This is a genomic window from Brevibacterium sp. SIMBA_078 (assembly GCF_046534565.1).
GTDB lineage: Bacteria > Actinomycetota > Actinomycetes > Actinomycetales > Brevibacteriaceae > Brevibacterium.
This window is the reverse complement of the sequence record NZ_JAWRYQ010000003.1, coordinates 410,229-434,840: the sequence shown is the minus strand read 5'-3', so window position 1 is coordinate 434,840 and position 24,612 is coordinate 410,229. Positions and strand designations below refer to the sequence as shown.

Annotated in this window: 25 protein-coding genes, 1 tRNA gene and 1 pseudogene; 12 read left to right on the top strand and 15 right to left on the bottom strand. The window is 65.8% G+C overall.

Annotated elements, in window-relative coordinates; all coding sequences use genetic code 11:
• Positions 1-116: 116 nt before the first annotated feature.
• The 3 genes and pseudogenes from SB749_RS13860 to SB749_RS13850 form a co-directional block, all read left to right on the top strand.
• Positions 117-1,016, top strand: coding sequence for a helix-turn-helix transcriptional regulator (locus SB749_RS13860; RefSeq protein ID WP_410710802.1), 900 nt, complete (start codon positions 117-119; stop codon positions 1,014-1,016).
• Between the two features lie 139 nt (positions 1,017-1,155).
• Positions 1,156-1,243, top strand: a tRNA-Ser gene (locus SB749_RS13855).
• A 408-nt stretch (positions 1,244-1,651) separates the two neighbouring features.
• Positions 1,652-2,287, top strand: a pseudogene (locus SB749_RS13850) (LLM class flavin-dependent oxidoreductase); the annotation flags it as partial.
• A gap of 19 nt (positions 2,288-2,306) precedes the next feature.
• Here SB749_RS13850 and SB749_RS13845 read toward each other — a convergent pair.
• The 3 genes from SB749_RS13845 to SB749_RS13835 all read right to left on the bottom strand — a co-directional run bounded on the left by SB749_RS13845 (position 2,307) and on the right by SB749_RS13835 (position 5,473).
• The gene (locus SB749_RS13845; RefSeq protein ID WP_410710801.1) at positions 2,307-3,881 is read right to left on the bottom strand and encodes a SpoIID/LytB domain-containing protein; all 1,575 of its coding nucleotides are present in this window, start codon (positions 3,879-3,881) and stop codon (positions 2,307-2,309) included.
• Positions 3,882-4,005: 124 nt separating this feature from the next.
• Complete coding sequence (locus SB749_RS13840) at positions 4,006-4,539, bottom strand: type 1 glutamine amidotransferase domain-containing protein (protein WP_062861167.1); 534 nt, start codon at positions 4,537-4,539, stop codon at positions 4,006-4,008.
• A gap of 238 nt (positions 4,540-4,777) precedes the next feature.
• The gene (locus SB749_RS13835) at positions 4,778-5,473 is read right to left on the bottom strand and encodes a hypothetical protein (protein ID WP_410710800.1); all 696 of its coding nucleotides are present in this window, start codon (positions 5,471-5,473) and stop codon (positions 4,778-4,780) included.
• A 256-nt stretch (positions 5,474-5,729) separates the two neighbouring features.
• On the opposite strand from SB749_RS13835, the gene SB749_RS13830 reads away from it, so the two are divergent.
• The 4 genes from SB749_RS13830 to SB749_RS13815 all read left to right on the top strand — a co-directional run bounded on the left by SB749_RS13830 (position 5,730) and on the right by SB749_RS13815 (position 9,300).
• Positions 5,730-6,137 (top strand): YciI family protein, encoded by a 408-nt coding sequence (locus tag SB749_RS13830; RefSeq protein WP_410710982.1) that lies wholly within the window; start codon positions 5,730-5,732, stop codon positions 6,135-6,137.
• Between the two features lie 24 nt (positions 6,138-6,161).
• The gene (locus SB749_RS13825; protein ID WP_410710799.1) at positions 6,162-7,361 is read left to right on the top strand and encodes an RNA polymerase sigma factor; all 1,200 of its coding nucleotides are present in this window, start codon (positions 6,162-6,164) and stop codon (positions 7,359-7,361) included.
• 187 nt (positions 7,362-7,548) lie between these two features.
• Positions 7,549-8,619: an FUSC family protein gene (locus SB749_RS13820; protein ID WP_410710798.1), complete on the top strand. Its 1,071-nt coding sequence runs from the start codon at positions 7,549-7,551 to the stop codon at positions 8,617-8,619.
• A gap of 15 nt (positions 8,620-8,634) precedes the next feature.
• Entirely contained in the window at positions 8,635-9,300 is a 666-nt protein-coding gene (locus SB749_RS13815; RefSeq protein WP_410710797.1) for a DNA alkylation repair protein, read from the top strand.
• Positions 9,301-9,315: 15 nt separating this feature from the next.
• Here the strand turns inward: SB749_RS13815 and SB749_RS13810 are convergent, their stop codons facing one another.
• From SB749_RS13810 to SB749_RS13795, 4 genes are all read right to left on the bottom strand, one after another.
• Entirely contained in the window at positions 9,316-10,722 is a 1,407-nt protein-coding gene (locus tag SB749_RS13810) for an amidase (RefSeq protein ID WP_410710796.1), read from the bottom strand.
• A gap of 70 nt (positions 10,723-10,792) precedes the next feature.
• Positions 10,793-11,155, bottom strand: coding sequence for a winged helix-turn-helix domain-containing protein (locus tag SB749_RS13805; protein WP_083532759.1), 363 nt, complete (start codon positions 11,153-11,155; stop codon positions 10,793-10,795).
• A 13-nt stretch (positions 11,156-11,168) separates the two neighbouring features.
• Positions 11,169-11,591: a hypothetical protein gene (locus SB749_RS13800; protein ID WP_098730695.1), complete on the bottom strand. Its 423-nt coding sequence runs from the start codon at positions 11,589-11,591 to the stop codon at positions 11,169-11,171.
• 147 nt (positions 11,592-11,738) lie between these two features.
• The gene (locus tag SB749_RS13795) at positions 11,739-12,188 is read right to left on the bottom strand and encodes a flavodoxin family protein (protein WP_410710795.1); all 450 of its coding nucleotides are present in this window, start codon (positions 12,186-12,188) and stop codon (positions 11,739-11,741) included.
• 58 nt (positions 12,189-12,246) lie between these two features.
• Here SB749_RS13795 and SB749_RS13790 point away from each other — a divergent pair, with 58 nt between their 5' ends.
• From SB749_RS13790 to SB749_RS13780, 3 genes are all read left to right on the top strand, one after another.
• Positions 12,247-13,158: a Sir2 family NAD-dependent protein deacetylase gene (locus SB749_RS13790; RefSeq protein ID WP_052240076.1), complete on the top strand. Its 912-nt coding sequence runs from the start codon at positions 12,247-12,249 to the stop codon at positions 13,156-13,158.
• An 83-nt stretch (positions 13,159-13,241) separates the two neighbouring features.
• Positions 13,242-13,832, top strand: coding sequence for a TIGR03085 family metal-binding protein (locus SB749_RS13785; RefSeq protein ID WP_410710794.1), 591 nt, complete (start codon positions 13,242-13,244; stop codon positions 13,830-13,832).
• 103 nt (positions 13,833-13,935) lie between these two features.
• Positions 13,936-14,337, top strand: coding sequence for a DUF4190 domain-containing protein (locus tag SB749_RS13780; RefSeq protein WP_410710793.1), 402 nt, complete (start codon positions 13,936-13,938; stop codon positions 14,335-14,337).
• Positions 14,338-14,432: 95 nt separating this feature from the next.
• On the opposite strand, the gene SB749_RS13775 is transcribed toward SB749_RS13780, so the two are convergent.
• Genes SB749_RS13775 through SB749_RS13740 form a run of 8 tightly spaced genes read right to left on the bottom strand, consistent with a single transcriptional unit; the run spans position 14,433 to position 20,241 of the window.
• Complete coding sequence (locus tag SB749_RS13775; RefSeq protein ID WP_410710792.1) at positions 14,433-16,067, bottom strand: polyamine aminopropyltransferase; 1,635 nt, start codon at positions 16,065-16,067, stop codon at positions 14,433-14,435.
• The gene (locus SB749_RS13770) at positions 16,064-16,492 is read right to left on the bottom strand and encodes a DUF350 domain-containing protein (protein ID WP_052240077.1); all 429 of its coding nucleotides are present in this window, start codon (positions 16,490-16,492) and stop codon (positions 16,064-16,066) included. Before SB749_RS13770 ends, SB749_RS13775 begins: the two co-directional genes overlap by 4 nt.
• A 28-nt stretch (positions 16,493-16,520) precedes the next feature.
• On the bottom strand, positions 16,521-16,958 hold the full coding sequence (locus SB749_RS13765) for a hypothetical protein (RefSeq protein ID WP_410710791.1): 438 nt from the start codon (positions 16,956-16,958) through the stop codon (positions 16,521-16,523).
• Positions 16,955-17,581: a DUF2617 family protein gene (locus tag SB749_RS13760; protein ID WP_410710790.1), complete on the bottom strand. Its 627-nt coding sequence runs from the start codon at positions 17,579-17,581 to the stop codon at positions 16,955-16,957. Before SB749_RS13760 ends, SB749_RS13765 begins: the two co-directional genes overlap by 4 nt.
• Positions 17,581-18,231, bottom strand: coding sequence for a DUF4178 domain-containing protein (locus SB749_RS13755; RefSeq protein ID WP_410710789.1), 651 nt, complete (start codon positions 18,229-18,231; stop codon positions 17,581-17,583). Before SB749_RS13755 ends, SB749_RS13760 begins: the two co-directional genes overlap by 1 nt.
• A gap of 24 nt (positions 18,232-18,255) precedes the next feature.
• Positions 18,256-19,284 (bottom strand): GNAT family N-acetyltransferase, encoded by a 1,029-nt coding sequence (locus SB749_RS13750; protein WP_410710788.1) that lies wholly within the window; start codon positions 19,282-19,284, stop codon positions 18,256-18,258.
• 31 nt (positions 19,285-19,315) lie between these two features.
• A complete protein-coding gene (locus tag SB749_RS13745) occupies positions 19,316-19,582 on the bottom strand; it encodes a hypothetical protein (protein WP_410710787.1) in 267 nt (88 codons plus the stop codon).
• Positions 19,579-20,241: a DUF1707 domain-containing protein gene (locus SB749_RS13740; RefSeq protein WP_410710786.1), complete on the bottom strand. Its 663-nt coding sequence runs from the start codon at positions 20,239-20,241 to the stop codon at positions 19,579-19,581. Before SB749_RS13740 ends, SB749_RS13745 begins: the two co-directional genes overlap by 4 nt.
• A gap of 92 nt (positions 20,242-20,333) precedes the next feature.
• On the opposite strand from SB749_RS13740, the gene SB749_RS13735 reads away from it, so the two are divergent.
• Positions 20,334-23,663, top strand: coding sequence for a DNA polymerase III subunit gamma and tau (locus SB749_RS13735; RefSeq protein ID WP_410710785.1), 3,330 nt, complete (start codon positions 20,334-20,336; stop codon positions 23,661-23,663).
• Positions 23,660-24,265, top strand: coding sequence for a recombination mediator RecR (gene recR / locus SB749_RS13730; RefSeq protein WP_025780860.1), 606 nt, complete (start codon positions 23,660-23,662; stop codon positions 24,263-24,265). Before SB749_RS13735 ends, recR begins: the two co-directional genes overlap by 4 nt.
• Positions 24,266-24,612 lie beyond the last annotated feature (347 nt).

The window sequence follows — 24,612 nt, the reverse complement described above, 5'->3', positions numbered from 1 at the left end:
CAGTCTGCGGTGGCCCGCGGGGGAGTGGGAGGGCGTGCTGATGGTGTTGGTCGCACCACCAGGCTGAGGGCGGTGACGGGGTGGAACGGCGTGAGCGTCGGGCGGACAATGGAGGCATGGCACAAGTGAGAACCGAGGAGCTCGGACGATTCCTGCGTTCGCGACGCAACCGGGTGCGGCCCTGCGAGGTCGGTCTTGCGGCCGGCACCCGGCGGAGGGTGCCGGGGCTGCGGCGTGAAGAGGTCGCTGTGCTCGCGAACATCGGCACCAGTTGGTACACCTGGCTTGAGCAGGGGCGCGAGGTCCACCCCTCGGAGTCGGTGCTCGAATCCATCGCCGAGGCGCTCCTGCTCGACCGTGAGGAGCGTGCCCATCTCTTCCTGCTGGGCGGATATCCGGATCGGGTCGCGAACCCGGGGGACTCGGCTGTGGGAGAGCAGATGCGCACCTTGCTCGACGAACTGCTGCCGCTGCCGGCGATGGTCACTGATCCGCGGTATACGATCCTCGCCTTCAACTCCGTCGAACGGTATCTCGCCTCCGACCTCGAAGCGCTCGCTCCGGCCGACCGGAACTGCGCGATCCAGTCCTTCGAGAGTCCGGAATGGGCGCGGACCTTCCACTCCGACGACGGTCACCGGGCGCAGGTCGTCGCGAAGCTGCGTGCCTCCTACGCGGAGTCGATCGACGATCCGGAGTGGTCGCCGCTGCTGTCGCGGCTGCGCAGGAATCCGGAATTCTGCCGCCTGTGGGATTCGGGATCGGTCGGTCGATCTGTGGGGCGGGTCAAGACCATTGAGAACCCGTATGTGGGCACGCTCAAGCTGACGATGACGACGCTCATCGCGCAGGAGAACCAGAGGCTGACGCTCTCGGTCTATCAGCCGGTGGACACGGTGACGCGGTCCCGATTGGAGACGCTGCACGGCTGGATCAACGACGGCAGCATCGAACGCCGACGGGAGGACGGGGCGCAGCCGTCGGCAGAACGGCATCTCCGCGCCGTCGCCGATTGAGCCGTGTGCCGTCGAGTGATGAGGTCGCGTGTTCGCGGTCGGAGGTCGAGGCCGCCTGTTCACCTGCGGGAAGTGGGATGCTTCACACTCGGCCACCGCGATTTCGCATTGTCGTCATGACTCGGATAAGCTGATTCGCGGAGGATTCGCCTAGTGGCCTATGGCGCTCGCCTGGAACGCGGGTTGGGTTAACGCCCTCAGGGGTTCGAATCCCCTATCCTCCGCCACGGAAGTCCCGGTCTCGCAGTTGCTGCGGGCCGGGACTTCGTCGATTCACCGGTTATGGGTTCCGAGCCGGTCGGTCGCTGCATCCTCCACCGGCCGTGGCATCTCCTACGGGTGCTTTCGCATCCCTCATCGCTCCTGCCAAAACGCACCGGTGCAACGAGGTGGTGTGCCGCTCGCGGTGAGGGATGCCCAGCGCGGCGCAGCCCACGACCGCTGCTGGACGCACAAATCGCATGACGGTTCGTGGCGGAGTGCGTGATTGTGACGTCATGCGTCAGCCCGCGAAGTCTGCCCGCCGTATGTGGCCTGCGTCTCAGTAGTCTGGCACGGCACACCCGCACAGAAGATACTGCACACCTGCACACATCACGAGCGACTGAAGGGAACTGGCCCGATGACGTCGCAGCTATCGCGGCAACTTCTACACCGTCGACGACTTCACTCTCCGCCCCGGCCCCTACCCGGTCGAAGCCCGCCCCCACCCGGAGATCTTCCAAGGCGGAAACTCCTCGGCCGCCCGCATCAACGGCGGCAAACACTCCGACTGGTACTTCTCCAACGGCAAGGACTTCGACGGCTTCCGCGAACAGTACGACGACGTCACCGAGGTGGCCCGAGCGCACAATCGGAAGGTCCGTTTCGGACTCAACGGCTTCGCCATCGTCCGCGATACCGAAGCCGAGGCCCGAGAACAGCTGCGCGAGATCATCGCCAAAGCCGATGAAGGCGCCGTCGAAGGATTCCGCAAGTCCGTCCAACAGGCCGGAGCCTCGACTCACGATAAGAAGGGCATGTGGGCGGATTCGAGCTTCGAAGACCTCGTCCAGTACAACGACGGCTTCCGCACCCAGCTCATCGGCACCCCCGAACAGGTCGCCGACCGCATCATCGAATACAAGAAGATCGGCGTCGACCTCATCCTCACCGGCTTCCTCCACTTCCAGGAAGAACTCGAAGCATTCGGCAAGACCGTCATCCCGATCGTGCGCGAGAAGGAAGCCGAACTCGTCAACAGGGGACTGCTCACCCCCGCCGGAGTCTGAGTCAGCCAGTCGGTTTCCCTCAGGCCACGCTGAATGACGCGGACTTGAGCTTCAGCTTCGTTCGCAGCTGATCGCCGGTGAGGCTCGCGGTCTTCCCCTTCACCGAGGTGGCTTTCACCGTCTTCACCAGACCTGAGCCGGTCTTCGCCACCGCCACAGACCGGACGTCTGCCAGCCCGAAGGCCCGTGCCATGTCGGACTGCTTGGCCGTCACCGACCACGAGGCGTTCGGGTTCTGCGCAGAGGCATACTTCGACGGAGAGTCATCGACCGAGACCAGGTACGGCACGGCCGACCCCCACACCTCGGCAGCCGAATGCGTCTTCGACCCGGCCGACGACGAGTAGACAGCATCGATGAGCCCGCCCCTGTAGGTGATGAGGCGCGCCGACCTCACCGTCGACCCGCTCGTGGTCTGTGTCGCGGCCACGGCCTTGCGCCATGGACCGGAATCGCCTGCATTCTCATGAGTCCACCCGAGGAAACGCTGCGAGGCCACCTCGTCATAGACGTTGCACCCGCAGGCCGGCTTCACCGCACCGAGATTGCGGTAGGCGTAGGTGCGCGAAGCGATGGCCTGAGAGCGCAGGGCCTCGGACTGCCACGACGCCGGCATCTCGGCGATGCCCGGCAGATATTCCTTGTTGAGACCCACCACGTTGATGACGTTGAGCGAGCTCTTCAGCTGACCGATCTCGAGCCGTCCGTGTCGGTAGGTGCCGGTCGCCCCGTTCTGGGCACCGCTGACCGACACCGTCGTCGCCGACGAACTCTTCCAATATCGGGTGCCCTGCCATTCGAGGGTGAGCTTCGACCCCGAATAGCTCTTCGACCCGACGGTCGCCTTGACCGAACCGGATGACGTCCGTTCGATCGTGACCTTCGAGCCTGATTCGATGGTCTTCGACCCGACCTTGACCCGCAGACGGCCGGACCGCGGAGTGACCGTCACGGACTTCTTACCGGTCAGCAGCTGCACCTTGAGACTGGCGTCGGCGTTCTTCGACATCGTCGTGACCTTGGCACCCGTGTAGTAGTGCTGCAGGATCTGCGTCGACGACTTTCCGGCTGTCGCCATTCCGCGCGCTCCGTACTGGCTCATCCCGACTCCATGGCCGAACCCCGACCCCTTGATCGTGAACGACGACGGCGCCTTCGTCAGCGTCACCTTCGCCCCGGATTTCGCCGTCCACACGATCATGCCGTTCTGGAACTTCTGCCGGGTCTCCGAACCTGAGCGGTATTCGTTGCTCGTCGGATAGCCGAGCGGACCGCGTTCCCACCCGGACTTCTTCCATGCTGTGCGGATCGCACCCAGAGTCGCATGGGCGCCGGTGGCCTTCGTCCAATGGATGCTGCCGTGCTTGAACGACTGATAGCAGCCCTTCTGGATCAGCGTGCACCGCTGCGGGCCGACCGCTGGGCCGAGCTTGCCGGAATTCCCACCGAGCGATCTGTGCATCGTCCCGATCGCACCCGAAGTCGCATAGGCAGCATGTGCCGGAGGCGGTGTGGAGCAGAGAATGAGAAGGAACCCGATGAGCAGTGCCGCGAGGGCAGGAGTCGTCGCCTTGACGGACGGGGAAGCTGGCATGAGTAGATCATAAGCGCGGCTGTCAAGACCCCAGGTGACGAACAGACGAACTCCCCGGAACGATCGTTCCGGGGAGTTCTTCGCCGAGGTGGTTCCGCCTCGGCGAAAGAGGCATCGTTCCAGGTCAGCTGAACTTATCAGCGATTGCCTTGTTGAAGGCGTCGAGGTCGTCGGGGCTGCGGGAGGTAATGAGGTTGCCGTCGACGACCACCTCGGTGTCGGCCCAGTCGGCTCCGGCGTTGATGAGGTCGGTCTTCGTCGAGATGAAGGACGTCAGCTTCCGTCCCTTGGCCACTCCCGCCTCGGCGAGGATCCACGGAGCATGGCAGATGGCCGCGACCGGTTTGTCGGCGGCGAAGAACGCCTTGACGAGGTTGACGGCGTCCTCATTCAGACGCAGGGCATCGGAGTTGAGGGTGCCGCCGGGCAGAACGAGGGCGTCGAAGTCATCGACCGAGGCCTCGGCGACGGGAACGTCGACGTCGAAGGTCTTCGCGTGCTCCCAATCGCCTTCCATCGCCTGCAGAGTCCCCTCTGAGGGGGAGACGATGACGGTTGTCGCCCCGGCCTCGTCGAGAGCGGTGCGGGGACTGGTGAGTTCGATCTGCTCGACGCCGCTGGTGAGGAGGAATGCGATCTTCTTGTCAGAGAGTGCCATGATGGTGCTCCTTGTCAGTTGTGATCTGTGAGGTTGTCGAATCTGACATGGGCCCGGCTGGCCGGAACGTCGAGGCCGACGTGCGGCTGAACCGACACCCACGCTGGGCTCAACAACGAAGAATACCGATCTGTTCCAGACCGCGACGAACGCATTCCCCTGGCCGAGGTCACCAGGGGAATGCGATTCGGGGATGCGAGACGCTCGAGGGGTACGTTTCGTAGGCCCGGCGGACGGCTCAGATGTTCGGGAACTCGAGGCTGTAGCCGATGCCGGACTGCGACGCCGAGGTGATCTTCACAGTGCCGTAGTGATTCTTGCCGGCAGCGGTGACGGTGCAGTTCTGCGATCCGCTGTGGGAGAAGATCCGCAGGTCGGAATAGCAGTCGACGGTGTCGACCGTGGTGCCCTGCTTGGCGTAGGCGTTCTTGATGTCCGCCTCGAGAACGTCGGCGGGGATCTTGCCGTTGCCGTCGGCGTCGAGTTCGACTCCGTCTTCGCCGATCCGCGGGCCCTGGTAGCCGGTGTCGGTCGTGCTGCTCGACGACGATGATCCGCTCGAGGTGGAGTCGCTCGAGGACGACGATCCGGTCGACGACGAGCCGTTCGAGGTGGAGGAGCCACTCGCCGAGGAGGCGCTGGACGAATCGGTGGATCCGCCGCTGCCGGTGGTGCCGTTGTCGCTAGTGCCGTTATCGCTCGTGCCGGTCGAACCCGAACCGGCGGAGTCCGAGGTGGAGCCCGAATCCGACGCCGGTTCTTCGGCGGTCGTCTCGGTGTCCTCGGTCTGCTGCTCCTGCTGGCCGTCCTGGCCCTGTTCCTGTCCCTGGCCTTCCGGGCCGAAGGTGATCTTCATATCGCAGGCCGAGAGCGTCAGGGTCGCGGCAACGGCTCCGGCAACGGTGATGGTCTTGAGAAGTGTCTGTGCCTTCATGATCTGCTCCTGGTCTCGTGTGTAAGAGGCTGTCGGTGTTTCGTACAAGACAAGCCTCTCAGCGCGGAGCCGTGACCTGGGCCGATTCGTGTTCGGATCCGGTGACGAATGTTCCAGGACGGACACATCGGCCTATTCTGGGACTGTGTTCGATGACCGGAGCCGAAGAGATACGAGAAAACTTCTCCGCCGATGTCGAGAACACGCGTCCGGCTGCGTCCCAGACATGTCAGCGAGCACAACCCGTGCGAGCGGCATGGCCAAGTACCTCATTCTCAAGCACTATCGGATGCCGGAGCAGTATATGGACTACACCCCGATGGACCAGTGGAGTCCCGACGAGGTCGACGCGCATGTGGCGTACATGAACGCCTTCGCCGACAAACTCAAAGACTCCGGCGAATTCGTCGACTCCCAGGCGCTCTCGCCCGAGGGCACCTTCGTCCGATCCGGCGGACCGGGCAAGCCTCCGGTCACCGACGGTCCCTTCCCCGAGACGAAGGACCTCATCGCCGGGTGGATGGTCATCGACGTCGAGAACTACGACCGGGCTCTCGAACTCGCCGGTGAGCTGTCCGCCGCACCGGGCAAGGGAGGAGAGTCGATCAACGAATGGCTCGAACTGCGCCCCTTCCTCGACCACGCACCCAGCGTGGACGAATGATCAGGGACGCGAACGGAGTCCGCGATGACCAATCCGGATCCCCTCGCCGAGGCGGAGCTGCGTGAGCTCGTCCCCGCCGTGATCGGCATCCTCGTCAGTCGTGGAGCAGACTTCGCGACCGCCGAGGATGCCGTTCAGGACGCGCTCATCGAAGCCCTGCGATCGTGGCGGTCCGACCCGCCCCGTGACCGGCGGGGCTGGCTCGTGACGGTGGCGTGGCGGAAGTTCCTCGACATCGTGCGATCTGAAGGATCGCGGATGAAACGCGAGGAACGGGTCATGGCCGCCACTCTCGCCGAGCCCGGAACCTCGTCCGAACCCGGGACGGACGGCGTCCCGAACGCCGATGACACCCTCGACCTCTACATCCTCTGCGCCCATCCCGACCTCAGCCCCGCCTCGGCGGTGGCCCTGACCCTGCGGGCGGTGGGCGGACTGACGACGAAGCAGATCGCCGCAGCCTATATGGTGCCCGAGTCGACGATGGCCCAGCGCATCAGCCGGGCGAAATCCACAATCGCAGGGTCCCGGCTCAACCGACCCGGCGACCTGTCCTCGGTGCTCACCACCCTCTACCTCGTGTTCAACGAAGGACACTCGGGCGAGGTCGACCTCGTCGCCGAGGCGATCCGACTGACCCGCAGCCTGCGGACCGTGATCGACTCCGCCGAGGTGGACGGACTGCTCGCCCTCATGCTCCTCCACCACGCCCGCCGCGACGCCCGTTTCGGCGCCGACGGTCGCCTCATCGCGCTGGCCGATCAAGACCGCACCCTGTGGGATCGACGACTCATCGTCGAGGGCATCGAAATCCTGCAGGCAGCGCTTGGTCGGGACGAACTCGGCCAATATCAGGCACAGGCCGCCATCGCGGCACTCCACGCCGATGCGCAGACGGTCGAGGACACCGACTGGGTGCAGATCGTGGAGTGGTACGACGAACTGCTGGCCCTGCGCGATACGCCGATTGTGCGACTCAACCGTGCCGTGGCCATCGGGGAGGCCGACGGTCCAAGGGCGGGCCTGGCCGAACTTCGTGCCCTCGATGAGGGGCTGCCCCGGTACTTCGCCGTCGAAGCGCACCTGCGCGAGCGGGCAGGGGAGTCACAGCGGGCCGCCGACCTCTACGCACGGGCCGCCGAACGGGCCGGCAGCCTCGCCGAACGCGACCATCTCAACCGGCAGGCGGCACGCGTTCGGTCGGGGCAGGGGCACCTGCCGTGACCGAGACGACGGTGATCACGGTCTCGATCGGCCGCCTCGGTGAGCGAGGTTGATCACTCCTGTCGGCAGAAGACATTCGTACGCACCGATGGCGGACTACGATCGAAGGGAGCGCTCAGCTCACCACCCCATCTCAGCGATCCCGTCACCGGGGTCCGTTCCCGATGTCGAAAGAGGCCGAACCCGTTTGAGCCACCTGCAGGAGTTCTTCCGCATCCCACCGGGTGAACGCGACCATATTCCCGCGTTCCGCATCGCCCTGGGAGTCGCTATCCCACTCCTCGTGCTGCTCGGAATCGACCGCCTCGACCTCGCCGTCTATGCCGCCTTCGGCGCCTTCACCGGCATCTACGCACGCTTCGAATCCCCACAATCGCGGACCAGGCGACAGTCGATCGCAGCCGCCGTCCTCGTCGTCTGCGTGGGCATCGGCGCCCTGCTCAGCAGCCTCGGAGCTTCGGTCTGGGTGCTCGTCGTCATCACCTCGCTCGTGTCCGGTGCGGGTGCGGCCATCGCCTTGCGCTTCCGGCTCAAACCCGGCGGGTCGATCTTCTTCATCTTCGCCACGGGAGCCGTCGGATCCATTCCGGGCGGCGCCTCGGTGCCGGTGGCAATGGGTGTGGCGGCCGCCTCGGCGCTGGTGTGCATCGGTCTCGGAGCGCTCGCCCACTATGCCGGCGAACGCATGCCTCCGGAGAAGGAGACCTATGTGCGGGTCGGGCTGTCGCCGGTGGGCAAGTCCGATCTGGCCGCCCACGCCGCCCGATTCACGATCGCCCCGTTCATCGCCGGAGTTCTCGGCACCCTGCTCATCGATGTGCTCCCGCTGCTGTCCCACAGCTATTGGGCGATGGTCGCAGCGGTCGCACCGATCACTCCACCCGGTCGTTCGGCCCGTCTCAAGCGCGGCGTCCACCGGGTGGTCGGAACCCTGCTGGGCGTGATCGTCACAGCGTTCCTGCTGTCGTTCCCCACTCAGCCGTGGCAGCTGGTGGTGTGGGTGATCCTGCTGCAGTTCCTCGCCGAGATCTTCGTGCTGCGCAACTATTCGGTGGCGCTGCTCTTCATCACTCCGTTGGCACTGCTCATGACCCAGATCGGCAGCCCGCACCCGGTCTCGGAGCTGCTGGCCTCCCGCGCCATCGAAACCGTCATCGGCGCCGTCGTCGGCATGATCGTCGTCATCGTCGGCTTCCGCAGTGCAAAGAGGACGCGCGCCGAAATCGATGCCTCGCCGCATGCCGATGACGACGACTGACCCTAGGAGGACACCATGACCACCAGCACCGAGGTGCTCGCCACCCTGGCCTCGCTCGAGGACGAGAAGATCCGCGCCGTCAACGCCCGCCACGGCGACGACCACGCGGTCAACCTGACGAAGCTGCGGGCTGTGGCGAAGGACCTGAAGAAGAACGACGAACTCGCCGGCGAGCTCTGGGCAACTGGTGACACTGCGGCCCGCCTCGTCGCGATCCTCATCATGCGCCCGAAGGCCTGGAGCGAAGCACAGCTCGATGAGATGCTGCGTGACTCCCGAGTCCCGAAGGTCCACGGCTGGCTGGTCAGCTACATCGTCAAGAAGTCGCCCCACGCCGAGGCGCTGCGTCAGTCGTGGATGGACGATCCCGATCCGGTCGTCGCTTCCGCCGGCTGGGCACTGACGAGCGAACGGGTCAATAAGAAACCCGAAGGCCTAGACTTGTCCGGTCTGCTGGACACGATCGAGGCCGAGATGGCCGAGGCCCCCGAACGTCTGCAGTGGGCGATGAACGAGACGTTGTCCTATATCGGCATCGAGAACCCGGATCGGCGGAAACGTGCCATCGACATCGGTGAGCGCCTCGGCGTGCTCCGCGACTACCCGACTTCGCCCGGCTGCACCTCGCCCTTCGCCCCGACCTGGATCACGGAGATGGTGTCCCGCAACGCGGCGAAGTGAGCCGCGGCGCTGCTCCTATAGTGCCGGGTGACGGGTGTGGTGGTCCGTGACCTGCTGGAAGGCGTGACCGGCGGCCAGGACCAAGGGTTCGGCGAAGTCACCGCCGACGAACTGTGCAGCCAGGGGAGTGCCCCGGTCGGTGAACCCTGCGGGCAGAGTGATCGACGGCATTCCGCAGTTGTCGATCGGAGCCGTCGGCACGGTCACCGCAGCGAACAGCTTCTGGTCGGAACCCAGATTCGCCATCTGGGCGATCGTCGGCGAGCCGACGCCGAACCCCGGCAGCAGGAGCAGATCGATATCGGCCATGAGGGTGCGCATACGGCCGGTGAAGTCTCTCCGCGATTCGAGTAGTCGGTGGTAGTCGACGGCGGAGAGTCCGCGCCCGATATCGATGAGACCGGACAGGTCGGGACCGTATTCGTCCGCTCGGGCCGGGTACGTCTCCGAGTGGACACCGGCGGTCTCGACCCCGCACAGAGCCGTCCACTCCTTGGCCGCGGCCTCAAAACCTGGGGTCTCGACCTCGAGCACCCGCCACCCGAGGCCGGTCACTTTTGTGATGGTGTCCTCGAGCATCGCGTTCGTCGCGTCATCGAAGTGCTCTTCGGCCAGGGTGCGGTCGAATCCGACGACCGGGGCCCGGTCGACGTGCAGCTCATTGGGGTAGTCAGGCACCGGTTCGAGTGACGAGGTGGGATCGGCCGGATCGTGGCCGGCGATGGCCCGCAGCACGATCGCGGCATCACGGGAGCTGCGGGTCATCGGCCCGATGTGATCGAGGCTGGGAGCGAGTGCGAAGATGCCGTGGCGGGAGACCCGGCCCCAGGTCGGTTTGAGTCCCGTGACGCCATTGGCTGAGGACGGAAGGCGGATCGAGCCGCCGGTGTCCGAACCGAGAGAGGCGAAGCAGAGTCCGGCCGCGGTGGCCACACCGGATCCCGAGGAGGAGACGCCCGACCAGGTGTCGGCATCCCACGGATTGACCGGGGTCGGAAGGTCCGGATGGTGACCGGTGAACGCCCCTTCGGTCAGGCGCAGTTTGCCGAGGATGACGGCTCCGGCGGTTCGCAGTCGAGCGACGACGGTGGCATCGAAGTCGGGGCGGAAGTCCGCATGGATCGTGGTGCCTGCACCGGTCGGTGCGTCGTGGGTGTTCGCGAGGTCCTTCACCGCCACGGGGACACCGTGCAGATCGCCGAGCCAGTTCCCGCGGGACAGGAGCGCATCGGCGCGGTCGGCCTCGGCGAGGGCGGATTCGGCCATGACCGTGGCGAAGGCCTGCAGTCGGGGTTCGAGTCGCTCGATGCGTTCGAGCATCGCCTCGGTGACCTCACGGGAGGACAATTGCCTGGTGCGGATGAGAGTTGAGACTTCGTGGAGTTCGAGGAACGGGATCTCGGTGCTCGTCGGTGTGGTCATCATGCCTCCCTGCATCGGTTTCCATCACCCTAGCCGATCTTCTCACCAGGGGGAACAGTGATCTACGGGGTTATGCTCCGGCCAGTTCCCGCAATGCTTGGATGTGTGCCTCGAGGCGGCTGTTCCCGTCTTTGCTGATCGAGACCCAGGTGCGCGGGCGTTTGCCCACGTACCCCTTCTTCACCTCGATCATTCCGGCCTTCTCGAGTGCGGTGATGTGCCGGGAGAGCACGGAATCGGAGACGCCGAGGCTGTCGCGCAGCAGTTTGAACTCGGCCTTGTCCCGGTTCTTCAGGCTCGAGACGATGCCGAGCCTCGTGGGGTTGTTCAGCTCCGGTTCGAGCCGGGTCAGAGAATCGCCGAGGTGGGGGATCGCCTCGTCTTCGGTGTGCGCGTCCTCTGGTTCGGTCGCGGAGTTCTGTTTCGCAGTCATCGTCGGTCCCTCCTCAGCGGCGCAGGGCCAGCAGGGAGAAGACCGGGGCGGCGACCCACAGCAGTCCTGCGGCGATGAACGGGATCGGACCGCCGGCTGCGAACGAATCGGCCATGACGCCGACGATGAACGCGACGATGATGACGCCCAGCCATGTCAGCAGGAGGGCGGTGGAGCGGCGGCTCCAGGACAGGGCCTTGACGAGATAGACGACCAGGGCGGGAATGATCCAGCTCAGTCCGGCTCCGGCGATGATGAGCTGGGTGGTGTTGTCGTCGATGATGCCGACGGCCATGAGTCCGACGGAGAGCCCGGCGGAGAGGACGAAGAGCAGTGTGACCAGAGGCCACGCATCGCCGCTGCGCGCCTGGGACTGGTTCGCTTCGACCTGGCTGAGGAGATCTGCAGCCTGCTGCGGGGTGGGGTTCGCGTCCATGTCGGTTCCTTTGATTGAGGTTGATCTGTGGAAGTAGTTCCACAGTACCAACTACTTTCCATATTGGAAAGTACTTTCGTAGGAATTACTACCTGACGGCGGCCCAGCTACCTCGCGCGAGGTAGCTGGGCCGCCGTCAGGTAGCAATTAGGGGGTGGAGGCTGCGACTGTGGCGGCCAGCTCCGTGGCTCGCTCCAAATGCTTCTCGGTGACTTCGCCGGTGAAGATGAGGGGGTCGAAGGCGAGCTTCCAGCCCAGGCCCGTCGTGATCTGCTTCATCGCTGTCTCGGCCCCGGTCGTGTCATAGCCGCCGTGGATCCAATAGGAGAACGGCCTGCCGGCGGTCGGCTCGCGAACCGCGTCATACGTGGTGTCGAAGAAGTGCTTGAGGGCACCGGAGATATAGCCGAAGTTCGCGGTCGTCCCGAGCACATAGGCATCGGCGGCGAGCACATCCTCGACGCTGGCCTCCAGCGCCGGGCGGATTGTGACGTCGATGTCGCCGAGCTCGGGCATGCGGAGTCCGGACTCGGCCGCCTCGGCGATCTGCGCCGTCGCAGAGGACGGGGAATGATGAACGAGCAGAACGTTGACCATGGCCCCACCCTAGCCCCGCCCGGTGACCTCCGTCAGCACCCATGTCTACAGTGGAGCCATGGCAGTCATCTTCGACCCCCTGCGCGGACGTGTGCGTCCGGAAGCCAGCCACCCCGATGCCGCGATCATCGACGTCCTCACGAAGACCTATTCCGATGCGGATTGGGCGGTGCTCACCGGGGCGGGAATGAGCACGGACTCAGGCGTGCCCGACTACCGCGGACCGGATTCCCCGCCGCGGAATCCGATGACGATCCAGACTTTCCTATCCCACCCCGATCAGCGCGCCAGGTACTGGGCACGATCGTGGATGGGCTGGCCGCGGATGCGCAGCACCCAACCGAACCAAGCCCACCTCGCCCTGGCCGAGCTGTCCGTGGGCGGGATCATCACCCAGAACGTCGATGGACTCCATCAGGCCGCCGCCGAGGCGGTCGCCGCCGACCGTGCGACAGAGGCCGGAGCGCTGGCGCCGAGTCCCGTCATCGACCTCCACGGCAGCCTCGACCGAGTGATCTGCCTGAGCAACGGACACCTGTTCGACCGCGACTGGGTACAGCGGAGACTGAGCGAACTCAACCCGGACTTCGCCGAGGCGGTCGGCATCGACCCCATCGACGTCGAAACCGCACCCGACGGCGACGTCGAACTCGAGGACACCGCCGGATTCGCAGTCCTCGACTGCCCCGAATGCGGTGGACTGCTCAAACCCGATGTCGTCTACTTCGGCGATTCCGTCCCGGCCGCCAGGGTCCAGGCAGCCAATCGGATCGCCGACGAGGCTGCCGGACTCGTGGTGCTCGGGTCCTCGCTGGCAGTGTTGTCGGGACTGCGGTTCGTTCGGGCCGCCGCGAAGGAAGGCAAACCCGTCGTCATCGTCACCGACGGGCCAACTCGCGGAGACGAATTCGCCGACTTCCGGTCGATCTCCCGCGTCGCCGACTTCGTCACGACCTGGGCCCGCCGGTGAAGTGACAGGCCGGCGAAGCGACCGGGCGGTGAGATGACGAAGCGTCCAGGCGAGTCCAAGCCGGAGATGGAAGACTGGCGGGTATGAAAGACAATCTGGCTCGCGCCGAACGACTGCGCCTTGTCGACACAGCCCGCCGCGCCGGGGACGACGCCCCCACCCTCTGCGAGGGGTGGACGGTCAGGGACCTTGCCACCCACCTCGTCATCCGCGAACGTCATCCCCGCGCTGCCGCGGGCATCTTCATGCCGAAGTTCTCCGACCGCCTGCAGGCGAAGGAAGACGAGTACGCCGAGATGCCGTTCAGTCGGCTGCTCGGACTCGTCGCCGCACCGCCGAAGTGGACCCCGGGCGCCCTGCCGGGTGTGGAGACGGTGATGAACACGACCGAGTTCCTCGTCCACCACGAAGACATCCGCCGCGCCGCGATCGAATGGATTCCGCGTCGGCTGTCGAAAGCAGAGACCGCGACCGTCTGGGCACAGACGAAGGTGGCGCTTCTGCCCTACGCGGCGAAGGCGAAGGGTCCCGTGACGATCGAAGCTCCGGGCTTCGGTGCCCGCACAGCGGGGAAGAAGGGCGGCGGTGAGGCCGCGACGATCACCGGGGCACCGCTTGAACTGCTTCTCTACCTCATGGGACGAGAGGACCACGCGCTCGTCGACGTGCGCTGAATGTCGGGAAAACCCCATCCAGGTCGGGGGATTGGTCCCTGTCGGCGCCCGGTGAAGCCTTCCTAGGCTGGTGTCAACAGCCGATACCAAGGAGACCAGCACCATGAATGCAGCACCCACCCCGACTCCCGATCAGTTCGACCGCCCCTCCGCGGGACAGTACCCCCACCCGTCCACCGGGCAGTGCGAAGCACCGCAGAGCTACCAGAGCCAGAACCGCTATGGCCAGCGCGCCGAGGAGGATCCGGGCAAGGTGCTCGGCATCGTCTCGCTCGTGGCGACCCTGTCGACCTTCCTCGGATTCAACTTCATCGGACCCGTCATCGGCATCATCACCGGTCACATGGCGCGCAAGCGCTCACAGGAAGCCGGGTACGGAGACAACGAGATGGGCAAATGGGGCTTCATCTTAGGCCTCGTCTTCCTCGGACTCCTAGTCCTCGGATGGGCACTCGGAATCTCCTTCGGCATCGTCGGCGGCCTGGCCAGCCTCATGGCCGGCTGACCGCGAGAAGAAGGCAGCACCGACAGAGAAACGGCAGAGGGCCGACCCGGTTGGGTCGGCCCTCTGCCGTTGTCGGAAGCCCGTGTCAGACGAATTCAGTATCCGACCCAGGCTCCGCGTTCCTGGTCGAGGACCCGCGGGTGCAGCAGCGTCGAGGCCTCGACCTTGCCCACAGACGCGCGATCACGGTCCGGTGGGAACGTCGTCGAGGCGGCGAGCACCTCCGCGGTGGCGAATTTCAACCCGTCCGGAGCATCATCGGGCACGGTCACCTCGGGGCCCTCTCCGTCGAGATCGGCGAGGAAGTATCCCCAATCACCGAAGCTGGGGACATCGACGTGATAGGCAGTCGTCGACAGACCCGCCTCGGCGACGGCCTCACCGATGCCCCAATAGGCTTCAGGGGCGAAATAGGGGGAGCCGGCCTGGACGACGAGGCGCGCCTCCGGCGACATCACCTGGCGGATGAGTCCGTAGAACTCGATGCTGTAGAGCTTCGACGTCGCGACATCATCGGGGTCGGGAAGATCGGCGATGACCGCGTCATAGGCCGAATGCTTCGCCTCCCGCAGCCATGTGAAGGCATCGGCGGCGATCGTTCTCACCCGCGGATCGTCGAGGGAGTCGTCGTTGAACGCGGTGAAGTGCTCCGAGTTCTTGGCCAGTTCGAGGACCGCGGGGTCGAGGTCGACGAGCGTGACGGACTCGACGTCGGGATACTTGAGGATCTCACGCACGGCCAGGCCATCACCGCCGCCGAGAACGAGGACGTTGCGGCGCGGACCGTCCAGCAGCGGATGGACGAGGCTTTCGTGATAGCGGTACTCATCGGCCGAGGCGAACTGCAGATCCCCGTTGAGGAACAGCCGCGTATCACCGGTCCGCTTCGCCTCGGTGAGCACGATCTCCTGGTAGTCCGACCGCTGCGAATACACGATCGGATCCCGGTAGAGACGCTGCCGGGTGGTGACCTCGATATCGTCGGTGTACACCCACACCACAGTGAGCCCGCCGAGGATGAGCACAAGCAGCGTTGCCAACATGAGTTGGGCGGCGCGGCTGAGTTCAGAGCGGAAGAGCCAGAGGACGATGAGGATGCCCACCAGCGCATTCGTCATCCCCACTGCCAGCGCACCGCGCGGCAATCCGAGCAGCGGCAGCAGGAGGAACGGGAAGGCGAGCCCGCCGATGAGTCCGCCCACATAGTCGGCGGCGAAGAGGTCGGCCACCGCGCTCGAGGCCTTCTGCGCCCGAATACGCTGGACGAGCTCCATGAGCAACGGGATCTCCGCGCCGATGAGCGCGCCGATGACGAACGCGAGGGCCACCATGGCCACCGTGTAGACGTCGGCGAAGGCGAAGGCGAGGTAGAGGAGGATGACGGAGAGTCCGCCGATGATGCCCAGGGCCGCCTCGATGAGGGCGAAGGAGACCGCGGCGAACCCGGTCAGCCGTTTGGTCGCCAGCGACCCCACACCCATGGCGAAGACCATGACCGCCAGGACGATGGAGGCCTGGACGATGGTGTCGCCGAGCAGATAGGACCCCAAGGCCACGAGCGCGAGCTCGTAGACCATTCCGCAGCTCGCGCAGATGAACACGGCGAGCAGGACGAAGAATCGGGCTGGCCCCGGACGCATCGGCAAAGTGATCGGTCGGGCCGCCTCGGTGGTGGTGTCGGTCGGTGCGGTCCCGGCCGAGTGCCGACCGGATTCGTCAGCGGCGCTCAAAGGAGGGCTGCGGCCATGATGCCCGCGATGCCCAGGTGGGCGGTGGCGTTGACCCAGACCTCGGGGTGCATCTGTGGGGAGTTGATGATGTCGCCGGTCTTGCCCGGGGTGAGCAGGCCGATGAGCACGAAGCTCACTCCCATGAGGATGATGCCGAGGATGCCGAAGACGAGGGTGGACAGGATGCCTGCGGCCAGGTCATCGGAGCTCGCGCGGATGGCTGCGATGACGATGATCGCGACTCCGGCCAGGTCGGAGGCGACGAGGACCGCGGCATTGCGCGACTTCTGCTCCCACAGGATGACGTGGAGCTTGCCCGGGGTGAGCAGGTCGACGACGAAGTAGCCGATGACCATGAGGAGGAGTCCGCAGCCCGCATAGGAGAGGACGACTCCGGTCTCGTAGATGAGGTAATTCAGGAGCATGTCTGCCTTTCGCTGTGCCTGATCGTGCCTATTTTCCGGTGCCCGGTCCGCCGCCGCGGAAGCCGGAGCCGTCGCCGTAGTTCGATCCGCCGCCGGTGAAGAACGGGAGGAAGAAGAATCCGCCGCCTCTGGAGCGGGACGAGTCGCAGCCGACGTAGTCGTAGCTGCTGCCGTTCTTCTCGTAATCGCCCTCACCGGGATTCGAGACGTATTGGCCGTTGCTGAGGTCGTAGTCACCGCAGTTCGACGACCCGGACGAGCCGCAGCCTTGGAACATGTTGCCGATGACGATGAGGATGACGACGAAGAAGATGATCGGTCCGCAGCCGATGCGGCGCGGCTTCCGCCCCGATCCGTCGCCGGGCCGCTGCGGTCCGCTGGGACGTTGGGGGCCGGATGGACCGGAGTTTTCGCGGTCGAAGTTGAAAGAGCCGCCGCCCATCGAGACGTTCGGTCCCTGGCTCATGTCGACCTCCTCAATTCGGAGCTGCTGTGCACGATCTCTCCATGCTGCGGGTAGCAGTGCCACGACTGCCAGGCGATCCGGTCGGGACCTGCTGCGGTCAGCGACAGTGCCGTCAGTGCGCCGGGCTGTCCGGGGAACGCGACCGAGAGGTGGTCGTCTGCGGTGAGGGCACGGTCGGCACCGGCGGCGAGCACCTCGGCGGCGGCCCTCGGGAAGTCCCCGGTCACGTGGGTGCGAGTCGCGGTGAATCGGTGTTCGGTGAATCCGGCCCACCGACCGTGGCGGATGTCTTCGCAGTCCCACCGCGGTCGTTTCGGAGACGAATCGTCCCCATCCTCGCCGAGGCAGGCGAAGGTCTCGATGAACGCATCGGTGCGCCCGGCGCTCAGGATCGCCTGGTGGGAGGAACCGATGACGGTCAGAGTCAGGGCCAACGCGGGCGTCGCCTCGGCGAGGGTGGACTCTGTATCAGCGATCACTGCGTCAGTGGGTGCGACTACGGTGGGCACATGAACGTTGCGGGAGGCCAGCGGAGCGATCCGTCCGTGGTCGAGGCTCAGCCGCAGCGCCTCGGCACTGGTGTCGGTGAAGGGGACGTCGAGTGGGCGGGGGAGGGTGAGCATCAGCTGCCGGAGTAGATGGTGAAGGAACCGGTCGGGATGGTCTCTCCCGTGCTCACTTCCCAACGTCCGTGGTCGAAGCGTTCGAAGGCGAGCAGGCGGCCGTCACCGGATTCGTAGTCGACATAGTCGACCCCGCCCTTCTCGTTCAGCCCCGTGGTGCCTTCGGACCGGTAGGAGGCGGTGCCGTGCTCGACGAGTTCGTAGTCGGTGCCGTCGATGGTGATGGTCCGGGCCTTCGGTTCGATGTCGAGGTCGGGGCGGTCGCGCCAGCGGGCGACCTGCACGTCGGGGTCGCGTTCGACGCTCAGCCACATGCGGGTCGCCGAGGCGTCGGCCTGGAAGAAGTGCTCGGCCCAGTCGTAGCCGCCCTCGGAGATGCGCAGGGTGCCGCGGACGAAGAACTTCTCGTTGCCGAATTCGAGGAGATCGCCGGCTTTGATGGTCTCGGGATCACCGCCGGTGTTCTGGTCGGCGGCGAAGGGGTCGCGCGGGGTGGTCGGCTGCTGTGTCTGCTCCTGCTTGCGGGCTTTGTTCGCGCGGGAGCGGATGACGAGCACGGTCACGAGGACGACGATGATGAAGACGAGGACGGCGATGAGGAGTTCTGTGGGCACGGCGGTCTGCTTCGATTCGATGGCCGGACGGGTCACCGCCCACTCTAGTCGACCGGAATGTCACGCGCGGCTGTGATCGGACTTCTTCTCCAGAGCGGTCATCGTATCGGCGATGAAGAACCCGAGGTCGCGGTTGAGTGCGAGCATCGGTTCGTTGCCCGTCGCCGTGTACGTCTGCACCCATTTCGCCGAGGCGGTCGCGGCGACCGCGGGCAGCTGACGCAGGTTCGCGACCTTGAGGGCCCGACCGATTCCGCGGCCTCGATAGGCTCGGTCGACGAGCGTGTCCTCCTGGATGACGATCTGCGGATCGTGCGAGGAGACCATGATCTCCGTATAGCCGACGGCGAGTTCGCCCACGTGCGCCATCGAGCTGACCAAGGTCCAGCCCTGCTCTTCCATCCGCTCCTCATGGCTGCGGATCGCCGCAGTGCTGGCATGGGTGGCGGTGCGGGTGAGCTTGCCGACGGGCACGTCCTCATCCATCTGCTCCCGCAGCTGGGTCCAGGACTCCAACACCTCCTCGGGGCAGGCTCCGATCCATGAGGTGACCGAGAAGTCCGGGTCCTCCCTGATCACGGGCACGACCGTCGATGCACCCGAATCCTTGTACCGATTCGCATCGGCGTCGAGGTAGGCGGGCAGGTCGAGCAGCAGCCGGTGCTCCTCGTTGCCGATGCTCATCCCGTGCGCCTGCGCGAAGGCGACCCCGGCAGGGCAGTAGGTTTCGGTCTGCACGATCGCCGAGGATTCGCCACCGTCATCGAGGAACTGTGCGGCCGCCTCGGCGAGGGCAGTGCCGAAACCCTGCCGACGGTGAGCCGAGAGGACACCGAGTTCGATATCGGTCGGTGTTTCGGGGGAGAAGCTGATCTCGACGCCGCCGATGATCTGCTCGCCGAGGCGGCCCACCAGGGCGATGTCCTGCCCTCCCGGGCGCGGGTGGGCGAATTGGGTCAGCGTCGTCTCGGCGCTGCGCCACCAGGCGGCGGTGCGGCCCTCGGTGTAAGTGGTGCGCATGACGTCGTTCCACGTCAGCAGCGCAGACTCATCGTCGGCGGTGATGCGCGTGATCTGAATCTCAGACATGGTGAAAGTCGATCACGGCAGGTGCCGGTTTTCAAGGACGCCGGGGTTCGGGGCCCTCGGGACGGTCGGGGTCGTCGGTGCTGTTGATCCCCTCGGAGCCGGACTGGTCCGCAGCGGATCCGGGGTCGGGTGGGTCGGTGGGGGCCGCCTCGGCGTGGGGATCGCGTTTGGGCAGGCGGGAGCCGATATGCGCACCGGGAGTGTTCATCACCCGGTACACGAGGAAGGCGCCGACGCTGAAGACGACGATGATGCACAGGGTGAGGAAGATGACAGCGCCGAGTCCGGGCTGCATCATCTCGCCATTCGCCGACGGTCGAAGTAGTTCGCGAAGCGAGCCTTGAACGACCCCATGCCGATCGATCCGCCCACGCGCACGAGGGGTCGGCGCCCGGTCGGCACCGCATCGACGACGGATTTCACGCTGCCCCAGGTCTTCGAGAGCTGGTCGACGTTGACGGCCCAGTCAGCAGGGACGACGACGGTGACGGCGCCCATTCCGGCGACGATCTCGACCTCGATGACCTCGAGATCGGTCTCGACCTCGAGGAAGTTCAGCTCGATGTTCGACATCGAGGGTTCGCAGCGGATATACGGCGGGACCGCCCACCTGGCACGGCGGACCTCGGACTCCCAACCGGCCTTGATGACGAGCGGATCGAAGCGGTCATGGCCCGTGACCGTCATCGCGCGAGCAGGGGCAGGAGCGATCGCCGAGGCGGGGCGGAAGCGATCGGAGGGCCGCTCGGTGGTGAGGTCGGCGAGCACCTCGTCGAGGTCGATGGGGAACTTCGCGGATTGAACCTTCTCCATCCGTTCGTCGAGCTCGTCGACCGTGATCCGACCGTCTCCGGCGGCTTCCCGCAGGATCTCGATCGCCTCGTCGCGTTCCTTGTGGCCGATGCGGAAGGTCTTTGCGGGGTCGTACTCGTCGGGGGAGGGGGTGGCTGAGCTCATGATCTCTATCGTGCCTGATCGGGAAGTCGGCGACAACGGCGGGGAGTCCGGGGCCGTGTCTCGTGTCAGCCGTTGGCATTAGGCTAGGGGACGTGTCCACCGCACTGTACAGAAGATACCGCCCAGAGACCTTCGACGAGGTCATCGGTCAAGAGCATGTGACCGATCCGCTGAAGGCCGCCATCGAACGTGGCCGCATCAACCATGCCTATCTGTTCTCCGGCCCGCGCGGGTGCGGCAAGACCACCTCGGCGCGGATCCTGGCCCGGTGCCTCAACTGCGAGCAGGGACCGACCCCGGTGCCGTGCGGGGAATGCCCGAGCTGTCGGGACCTGGCCAACGGCGGACCCGGTTCGCTCGACGTCGTCGAGATCGACGCGGCCAGCCACAACGGCGTCGATGACGCCCGTGACCTGCGTGAACGTGCCGTCTATGCGCCTGCGCGCGATCGGTACAAGGTGTTCATCCTCGACGAGGCGCACATGGTCACCTCGCAGGGCTTCAACGCTCTGCTCAAGATCGTCGAAGAGCCGCCCCCGCATATCAAGTTCATCTTCGCCACGACCGAACCCGAGAAGGTCATCGGCACGATCCGCTCGCGGACCCACCACTATCCGTTCCGGCTGGTGCCGCCGGAGGCCCTGGGCAACTACCTCGAGGAGCTGTGCGCTCGCGAGGGTGTGCAGGTGGCCAAGGGCGTGCTGCCGCTGGTCGTCCGCGCCGGTGGGGGATCGGTGCGTGACACGCTGTCGGTCCTCGACCAGCTCATCGCCGGGGCCGGGCCCGATGGGGTCGACTACGGTCGAGCCGTCGCTCTGCTCGGATACACTCCTGATTCGCTACTGTCCGACATCGTCGATGCATTCTCCGCCGGCGACGGTGCCGGGGTGTACCGCGCGGTGGAGCGGGTCATCGAATCCGGTCAGGACCCGAGGCGCTTCGTCGAAGATCTGCTCGAGCGCTTCCGGGATCTCATCGTCATCAACGCCGCCCCCGAGGCGGCCCATGCCTTCCTGCCCGAAGTGCCGCCGGACCGCCTGGAGAGGCTGACCCTGCAGGCCAACGGCTTCGGGCAGGGTGAGCTCTCCCGTGCCGCGGACCTGCTGAATGTGGGCCTGACGGAGATGTCGGGTGCCACCTCGCCGAGGCTGCAGCTCGAACTCATCTGTGCCCGCATTCTGCTGCCCGGTTCCGGCCGCAGCCGGGATGCTGTGCTCAGCCGCATGGAGCGGATGGAGCGTCGCATCGGCATGTCGGCCACCGGCGTGGCAGCGAACGTGCCGCCGGCGCAGGCCGTCCCGGACCCGGGTGCGGCGCAGGCCCCTGTGCAGGGTGTTCCTGCCGATCAGGGACAGTCTGCCGGTCGACCCTCGGCAGGTGAGGCGTCGCCCGGTGCGCCGGGCCGCGGAGCCGGAGCACCGGCTGCGAACGCGTCTGCCGGACAGACCCAGAGTGCCGCTCACGACGACTTCGACGACATCGCGGCCATGGCTGCGGCTGCCGAATCGATGCTCAACGAACCGGTGGCGCAGCCGGGGCAGCAGCCTGAGCAGGGGCAGTCGGCTCAGCATGATGGCCAGGCCGAGCCAGAGCAGGCACCGCCGTCCGGACCTCAATCTCAGACCGCGAACGCTGGTCCGCAGCAGCAGTCTGCTGAGGATCCCCGGAGCGCAGCTGACGGCCGGCCGGCGCAGGAACAGCAGTCGTCGCCCGATTCGCTGCCCGAGCCTTCGGCCGAAGCGTCGGGTGCGCCGCAGAATGAATCGCAATCTGTGCAGGAGAACCAGCACAGCCGGGACTCTGCCGGTGCCTCCGTGCCCAGTTTCGCACCGGACTCCGCGTCGTCGAACCAGCCTCAGCGTCAGTCCGCTCCTGCGCCTGCGGCTGCGACACCAGCCGGACCCGCCGATGGCTCACAACAGTCCGAGCAGGCAGCGGCGCCGGAAGCGACCTCGGTGGCGGGATCCGGCGACATCGGCGGTGAGATCGAAGCGATCCGCCGCGCTTGGCCGAGCATCCTCGCCTCGGTGGAGAAGCGCAGCCGTCTGACACGAGCGATCATCGCGGCCAATGCGATCCCGCAGTCGTTCTCCGACGGAGTCGTCTACCTCGGCTTCAACAACGCCGGATCCGTGCAGGGATTCCAGCAGCGTGACCATGCGGCCAAACTCGCAGCGGCGATCAATGACGTCCTGGGCATCCAGGCTCGTATCGACGTCGGCGATGTCGGTCGGATCGGCGGAGGAACTGCCGGCGCCGGCAATCAGGGCAAAGGTTCCTCGGCGCCGCCCATGAACGACCCCGGCGGCAATCACGGACCGGCGCCGAGCCAGCGCCGCCCGAGTCCGCAGGAAGTCGCCGCAGTCGTCGGTACTCGTGAAGTCGACAAACCACAGGTCGACCACGAGAAGTTCTGGGAACCCAGCGGTCCGACTCAGGGTCCCTGGTCCTCCGACGACGAGGAGGGGGAACAGCCGGGCCCACCGACTGAACCCACACCTCAGGACAACCCCGTTGAACCGGCCGAAACCACCGAAGAGGGATCGGCCGATTCTGATCCGGAATCCTCGGGCTCTCAGATTCCCGCTTCGGACTCGTCCGTCTCCGAAGGATCAGACTGGAACGCTCCTGAGCCGAGCGTTCCTGACCACGATTCTTCCGAACCAGCCGTCCCGGACGTCGTTGTGCCCGACCTGTCCGACGATGACTTCTTCGGTACGCCGACAGACGCGGGAACTGATTCGACCGACTCCGGCAACGCACCGGCCGACGACTTCGGCCGGTCGGCGCAATCCCATTCGCAGGAATCAGCGTCTGCGGGTTCGACCGGCTTCGTCGACGATTCGCCGATGGAGTATGTCGAACCTCGCTGGGAGGAACCGAATTGGAACGACGGTCCCTCACCGATCGACCCCGCACCCGTCGATGCGGCATCGACAGGCACAGCCTCGGCCGACATCGACGAGACGAGCGCCGGCAGCGGAGCTGTCGACGTCGGAGCTGTCGTCGTACCGCCGCCCGATGACGATCTCGACTATCCCGATCTCGCCGACACTTCGAGCGACTTCAGGGGAGGTGCCTTCGACCAGTCGGCACGTGCCGTGCAGTCGCCGCCGGCCCATGGGGGAGAGGCGAAACCGTTCAAATCGCGCTTCGCCGCGCTTGCCGAGAAGCACGGTGCCACCACCACTCCGCCTGCCGGATCCGGATACGGATCAGCTCCGCAGACCAACCCGGCGGGCGGGAACGCACCGGGGGCCGCCTCGGCGCCGGGATCGAACCCCTACCCGCAGCGGTCGGGATCGGACGAGGACGAGTATGATCCGGAAACGGACCTCGACGTCTCCGAAGCGCCGCAGATGGGCGTCGACGTGATCGCACGGGTCCTCGGCGGCGAAATCATTGACGAAAGAGAAGTATGAGCGCTGTATACGAAGGTGCCCTTCAGGACTTGGTCGAAGAGTTCGGCAAGCTTCCGGGCATCGGGCCCAAATCGGCCCAGCGTCTGGCGTTCCACATCCTGCAGACGGACTCGCAGGACGTCAACGCACTGGCACAGGCGCTCACCGACGTGAAGAAGCGAGTGCGATTCTGCGAGATCTGCGGAAACGTCTCCGAAGAAGCCGAATGCACGGTCTGTCAGGACCCGCGCCGCGATCGGTCGATGATCTGTGTGGTCGAAGAGCCCAAGGACGTCGTCGCGATCGAGCGGACCCGAGAATACCGGGGCCTCTACCACGTCCTCGGCGGAGCCATCGACCCGATGGCCGGGGTCGGACCCGACAATCTGCGGATCAAAGAGCTCATGACCCGCCTGCAGGACGGTGAGGTCAAGGAGACCGTCATCGCCACGGACCCGAACCTCGAAGGCGAAGCCACCGCCACGTACCTCGTCCGCCTGCTCGGATCGCTCGGTGTGACCGTCACCCGTCTGGCCTCGGGGCTGCCCGTCGGCGGCGATCTCGAATACGCCGACGAAGTCACCCTCGGCCGGGCCTTCTCCGGTCGCCGCGAAATCGACTGACCGCCTCGGCGGGAAGACTCTCGACTTCACGGATCTTCCGCATCTGCTCAGGTGATTTCCCGGGCTCCGAGGTCCTATTCGTCGAGCTCAGACGTCCCGTTTATAACGATTTCTGAGCGGGGGCTGAACGCCCGGTGACCAACCGCCGTCTCGCCTATGTGCACAGTCAACGCTCGGGTCTGCACGTGCAGACATTCAGCCCGGTCAGACGGTGTCTGAATGACGGGCGAAGGTGAAGCGGAATGACCTACCTCATACAATGGTTCAGGTGCCGGGAGCCCGACACGGCTGAAATCCTGATCGATGCAGCACGAGACCTCCATGTTTGGAACCATGGAATCGATCGC

What these genes read in the sequence shown, in the direction of transcription:
- SB749_RS13860 (WP_410710802.1), top strand. Translation starts at nt 117, where the DNA reads ATGGCACAAGTGAGAACCGAGGAGCTCGGACGATTCCTGCGTTCGCGA.
- SB749_RS13790 (WP_052240076.1), top strand. Translation starts at nt 12,247, where the DNA reads ATGGCAGTCATCTTCGACCCCCTGCGCGGACGTGTGCGTCCGGAAGCC.
- SB749_RS13770 (WP_052240077.1), bottom strand. Translation starts at nt 16,492, where the DNA reads ATGCTCCTGAATTACCTCATCTACGAGACCGGAGTCGTCCTCTCCTAT.
- SB749_RS13750 (WP_410710788.1), bottom strand. Translation starts at nt 19,284, where the DNA reads ATGTCTGAGATTCAGATCACGCGCATCACCGCCGACGATGAGTCTGCG.
- SB749_RS13835 (WP_410710800.1), bottom strand. Translation starts at nt 5,473, where the DNA reads ATGAAGGCACAGACACTTCTCAAGACCATCACCGTTGCCGGAGCCGTT.
- SB749_RS13800 (WP_098730695.1), bottom strand. Translation starts at nt 11,591, where the DNA reads ATGGACGCGAACCCCACCCCGCAGCAGGCTGCAGATCTCCTCAGCCAG.
- SB749_RS13825 (WP_410710799.1), top strand. Translation starts at nt 6,162, where the DNA reads ATGACCAATCCGGATCCCCTCGCCGAGGCGGAGCTGCGTGAGCTCGTC.
- SB749_RS13795 (WP_410710795.1), bottom strand. Translation starts at nt 12,188, where the DNA reads ATGGTCAACGTTCTGCTCGTTCATCATTCCCCGTCCTCTGCGACGGCG.
- SB749_RS13785 (WP_410710794.1), top strand. Translation starts at nt 13,242, where the DNA reads ATGAAAGACAATCTGGCTCGCGCCGAACGACTGCGCCTTGTCGACACA.
- recR (WP_025780860.1), top strand. Translation starts at nt 23,660, where the DNA reads ATGAGCGCTGTATACGAAGGTGCCCTTCAGGACTTGGTCGAAGAGTTC.
- SB749_RS13805 (WP_083532759.1), bottom strand. Translation starts at nt 11,155, where the DNA reads ATGACTGCGAAACAGAACTCCGCGACCGAACCAGAGGACGCGCACACC.
- SB749_RS13740 (WP_410710786.1), bottom strand. Translation starts at nt 20,241, where the DNA reads ATGAGCTCAGCCACCCCCTCCCCCGACGAGTACGACCCCGCAAAGACC.
- SB749_RS13840 (WP_062861167.1), bottom strand. Translation starts at nt 4,539, where the DNA reads ATGGCACTCTCTGACAAGAAGATCGCATTCCTCCTCACCAGCGGCGTC.
- SB749_RS13765 (WP_410710791.1), bottom strand. Translation starts at nt 16,958, where the DNA reads ATGAGCCAGGGACCGAACGTCTCGATGGGCGGCGGCTCTTTCAACTTC.
- SB749_RS13780 (WP_410710793.1), top strand. Translation starts at nt 13,936, where the DNA reads ATGAATGCAGCACCCACCCCGACTCCCGATCAGTTCGACCGCCCCTCC.
- SB749_RS13830 (WP_410710982.1), top strand. Translation starts at nt 5,730, where the DNA reads ATGGCCAAGTACCTCATTCTCAAGCACTATCGGATGCCGGAGCAGTAT.
- SB749_RS13760 (WP_410710790.1), bottom strand. Translation starts at nt 17,581, where the DNA reads ATGCTCACCCTCCCCCGCCCACTCGACGTCCCCTTCACCGACACCAGT.
- SB749_RS13845 (WP_410710801.1), bottom strand. Translation starts at nt 3,881, where the DNA reads ATGCCAGCTTCCCCGTCCGTCAAGGCGACGACTCCTGCCCTCGCGGCA.
- SB749_RS13810 (WP_410710796.1), bottom strand. Translation starts at nt 10,722, where the DNA reads ATGACCACACCGACGAGCACCGAGATCCCGTTCCTCGAACTCCACGAA.
- SB749_RS13745 (WP_410710787.1), bottom strand. Translation starts at nt 19,582, where the DNA reads ATGATGCAGCCCGGACTCGGCGCTGTCATCTTCCTCACCCTGTGCATC.
- SB749_RS13815 (WP_410710797.1), top strand. Translation starts at nt 8,635, where the DNA reads ATGACCACCAGCACCGAGGTGCTCGCCACCCTGGCCTCGCTCGAGGAC.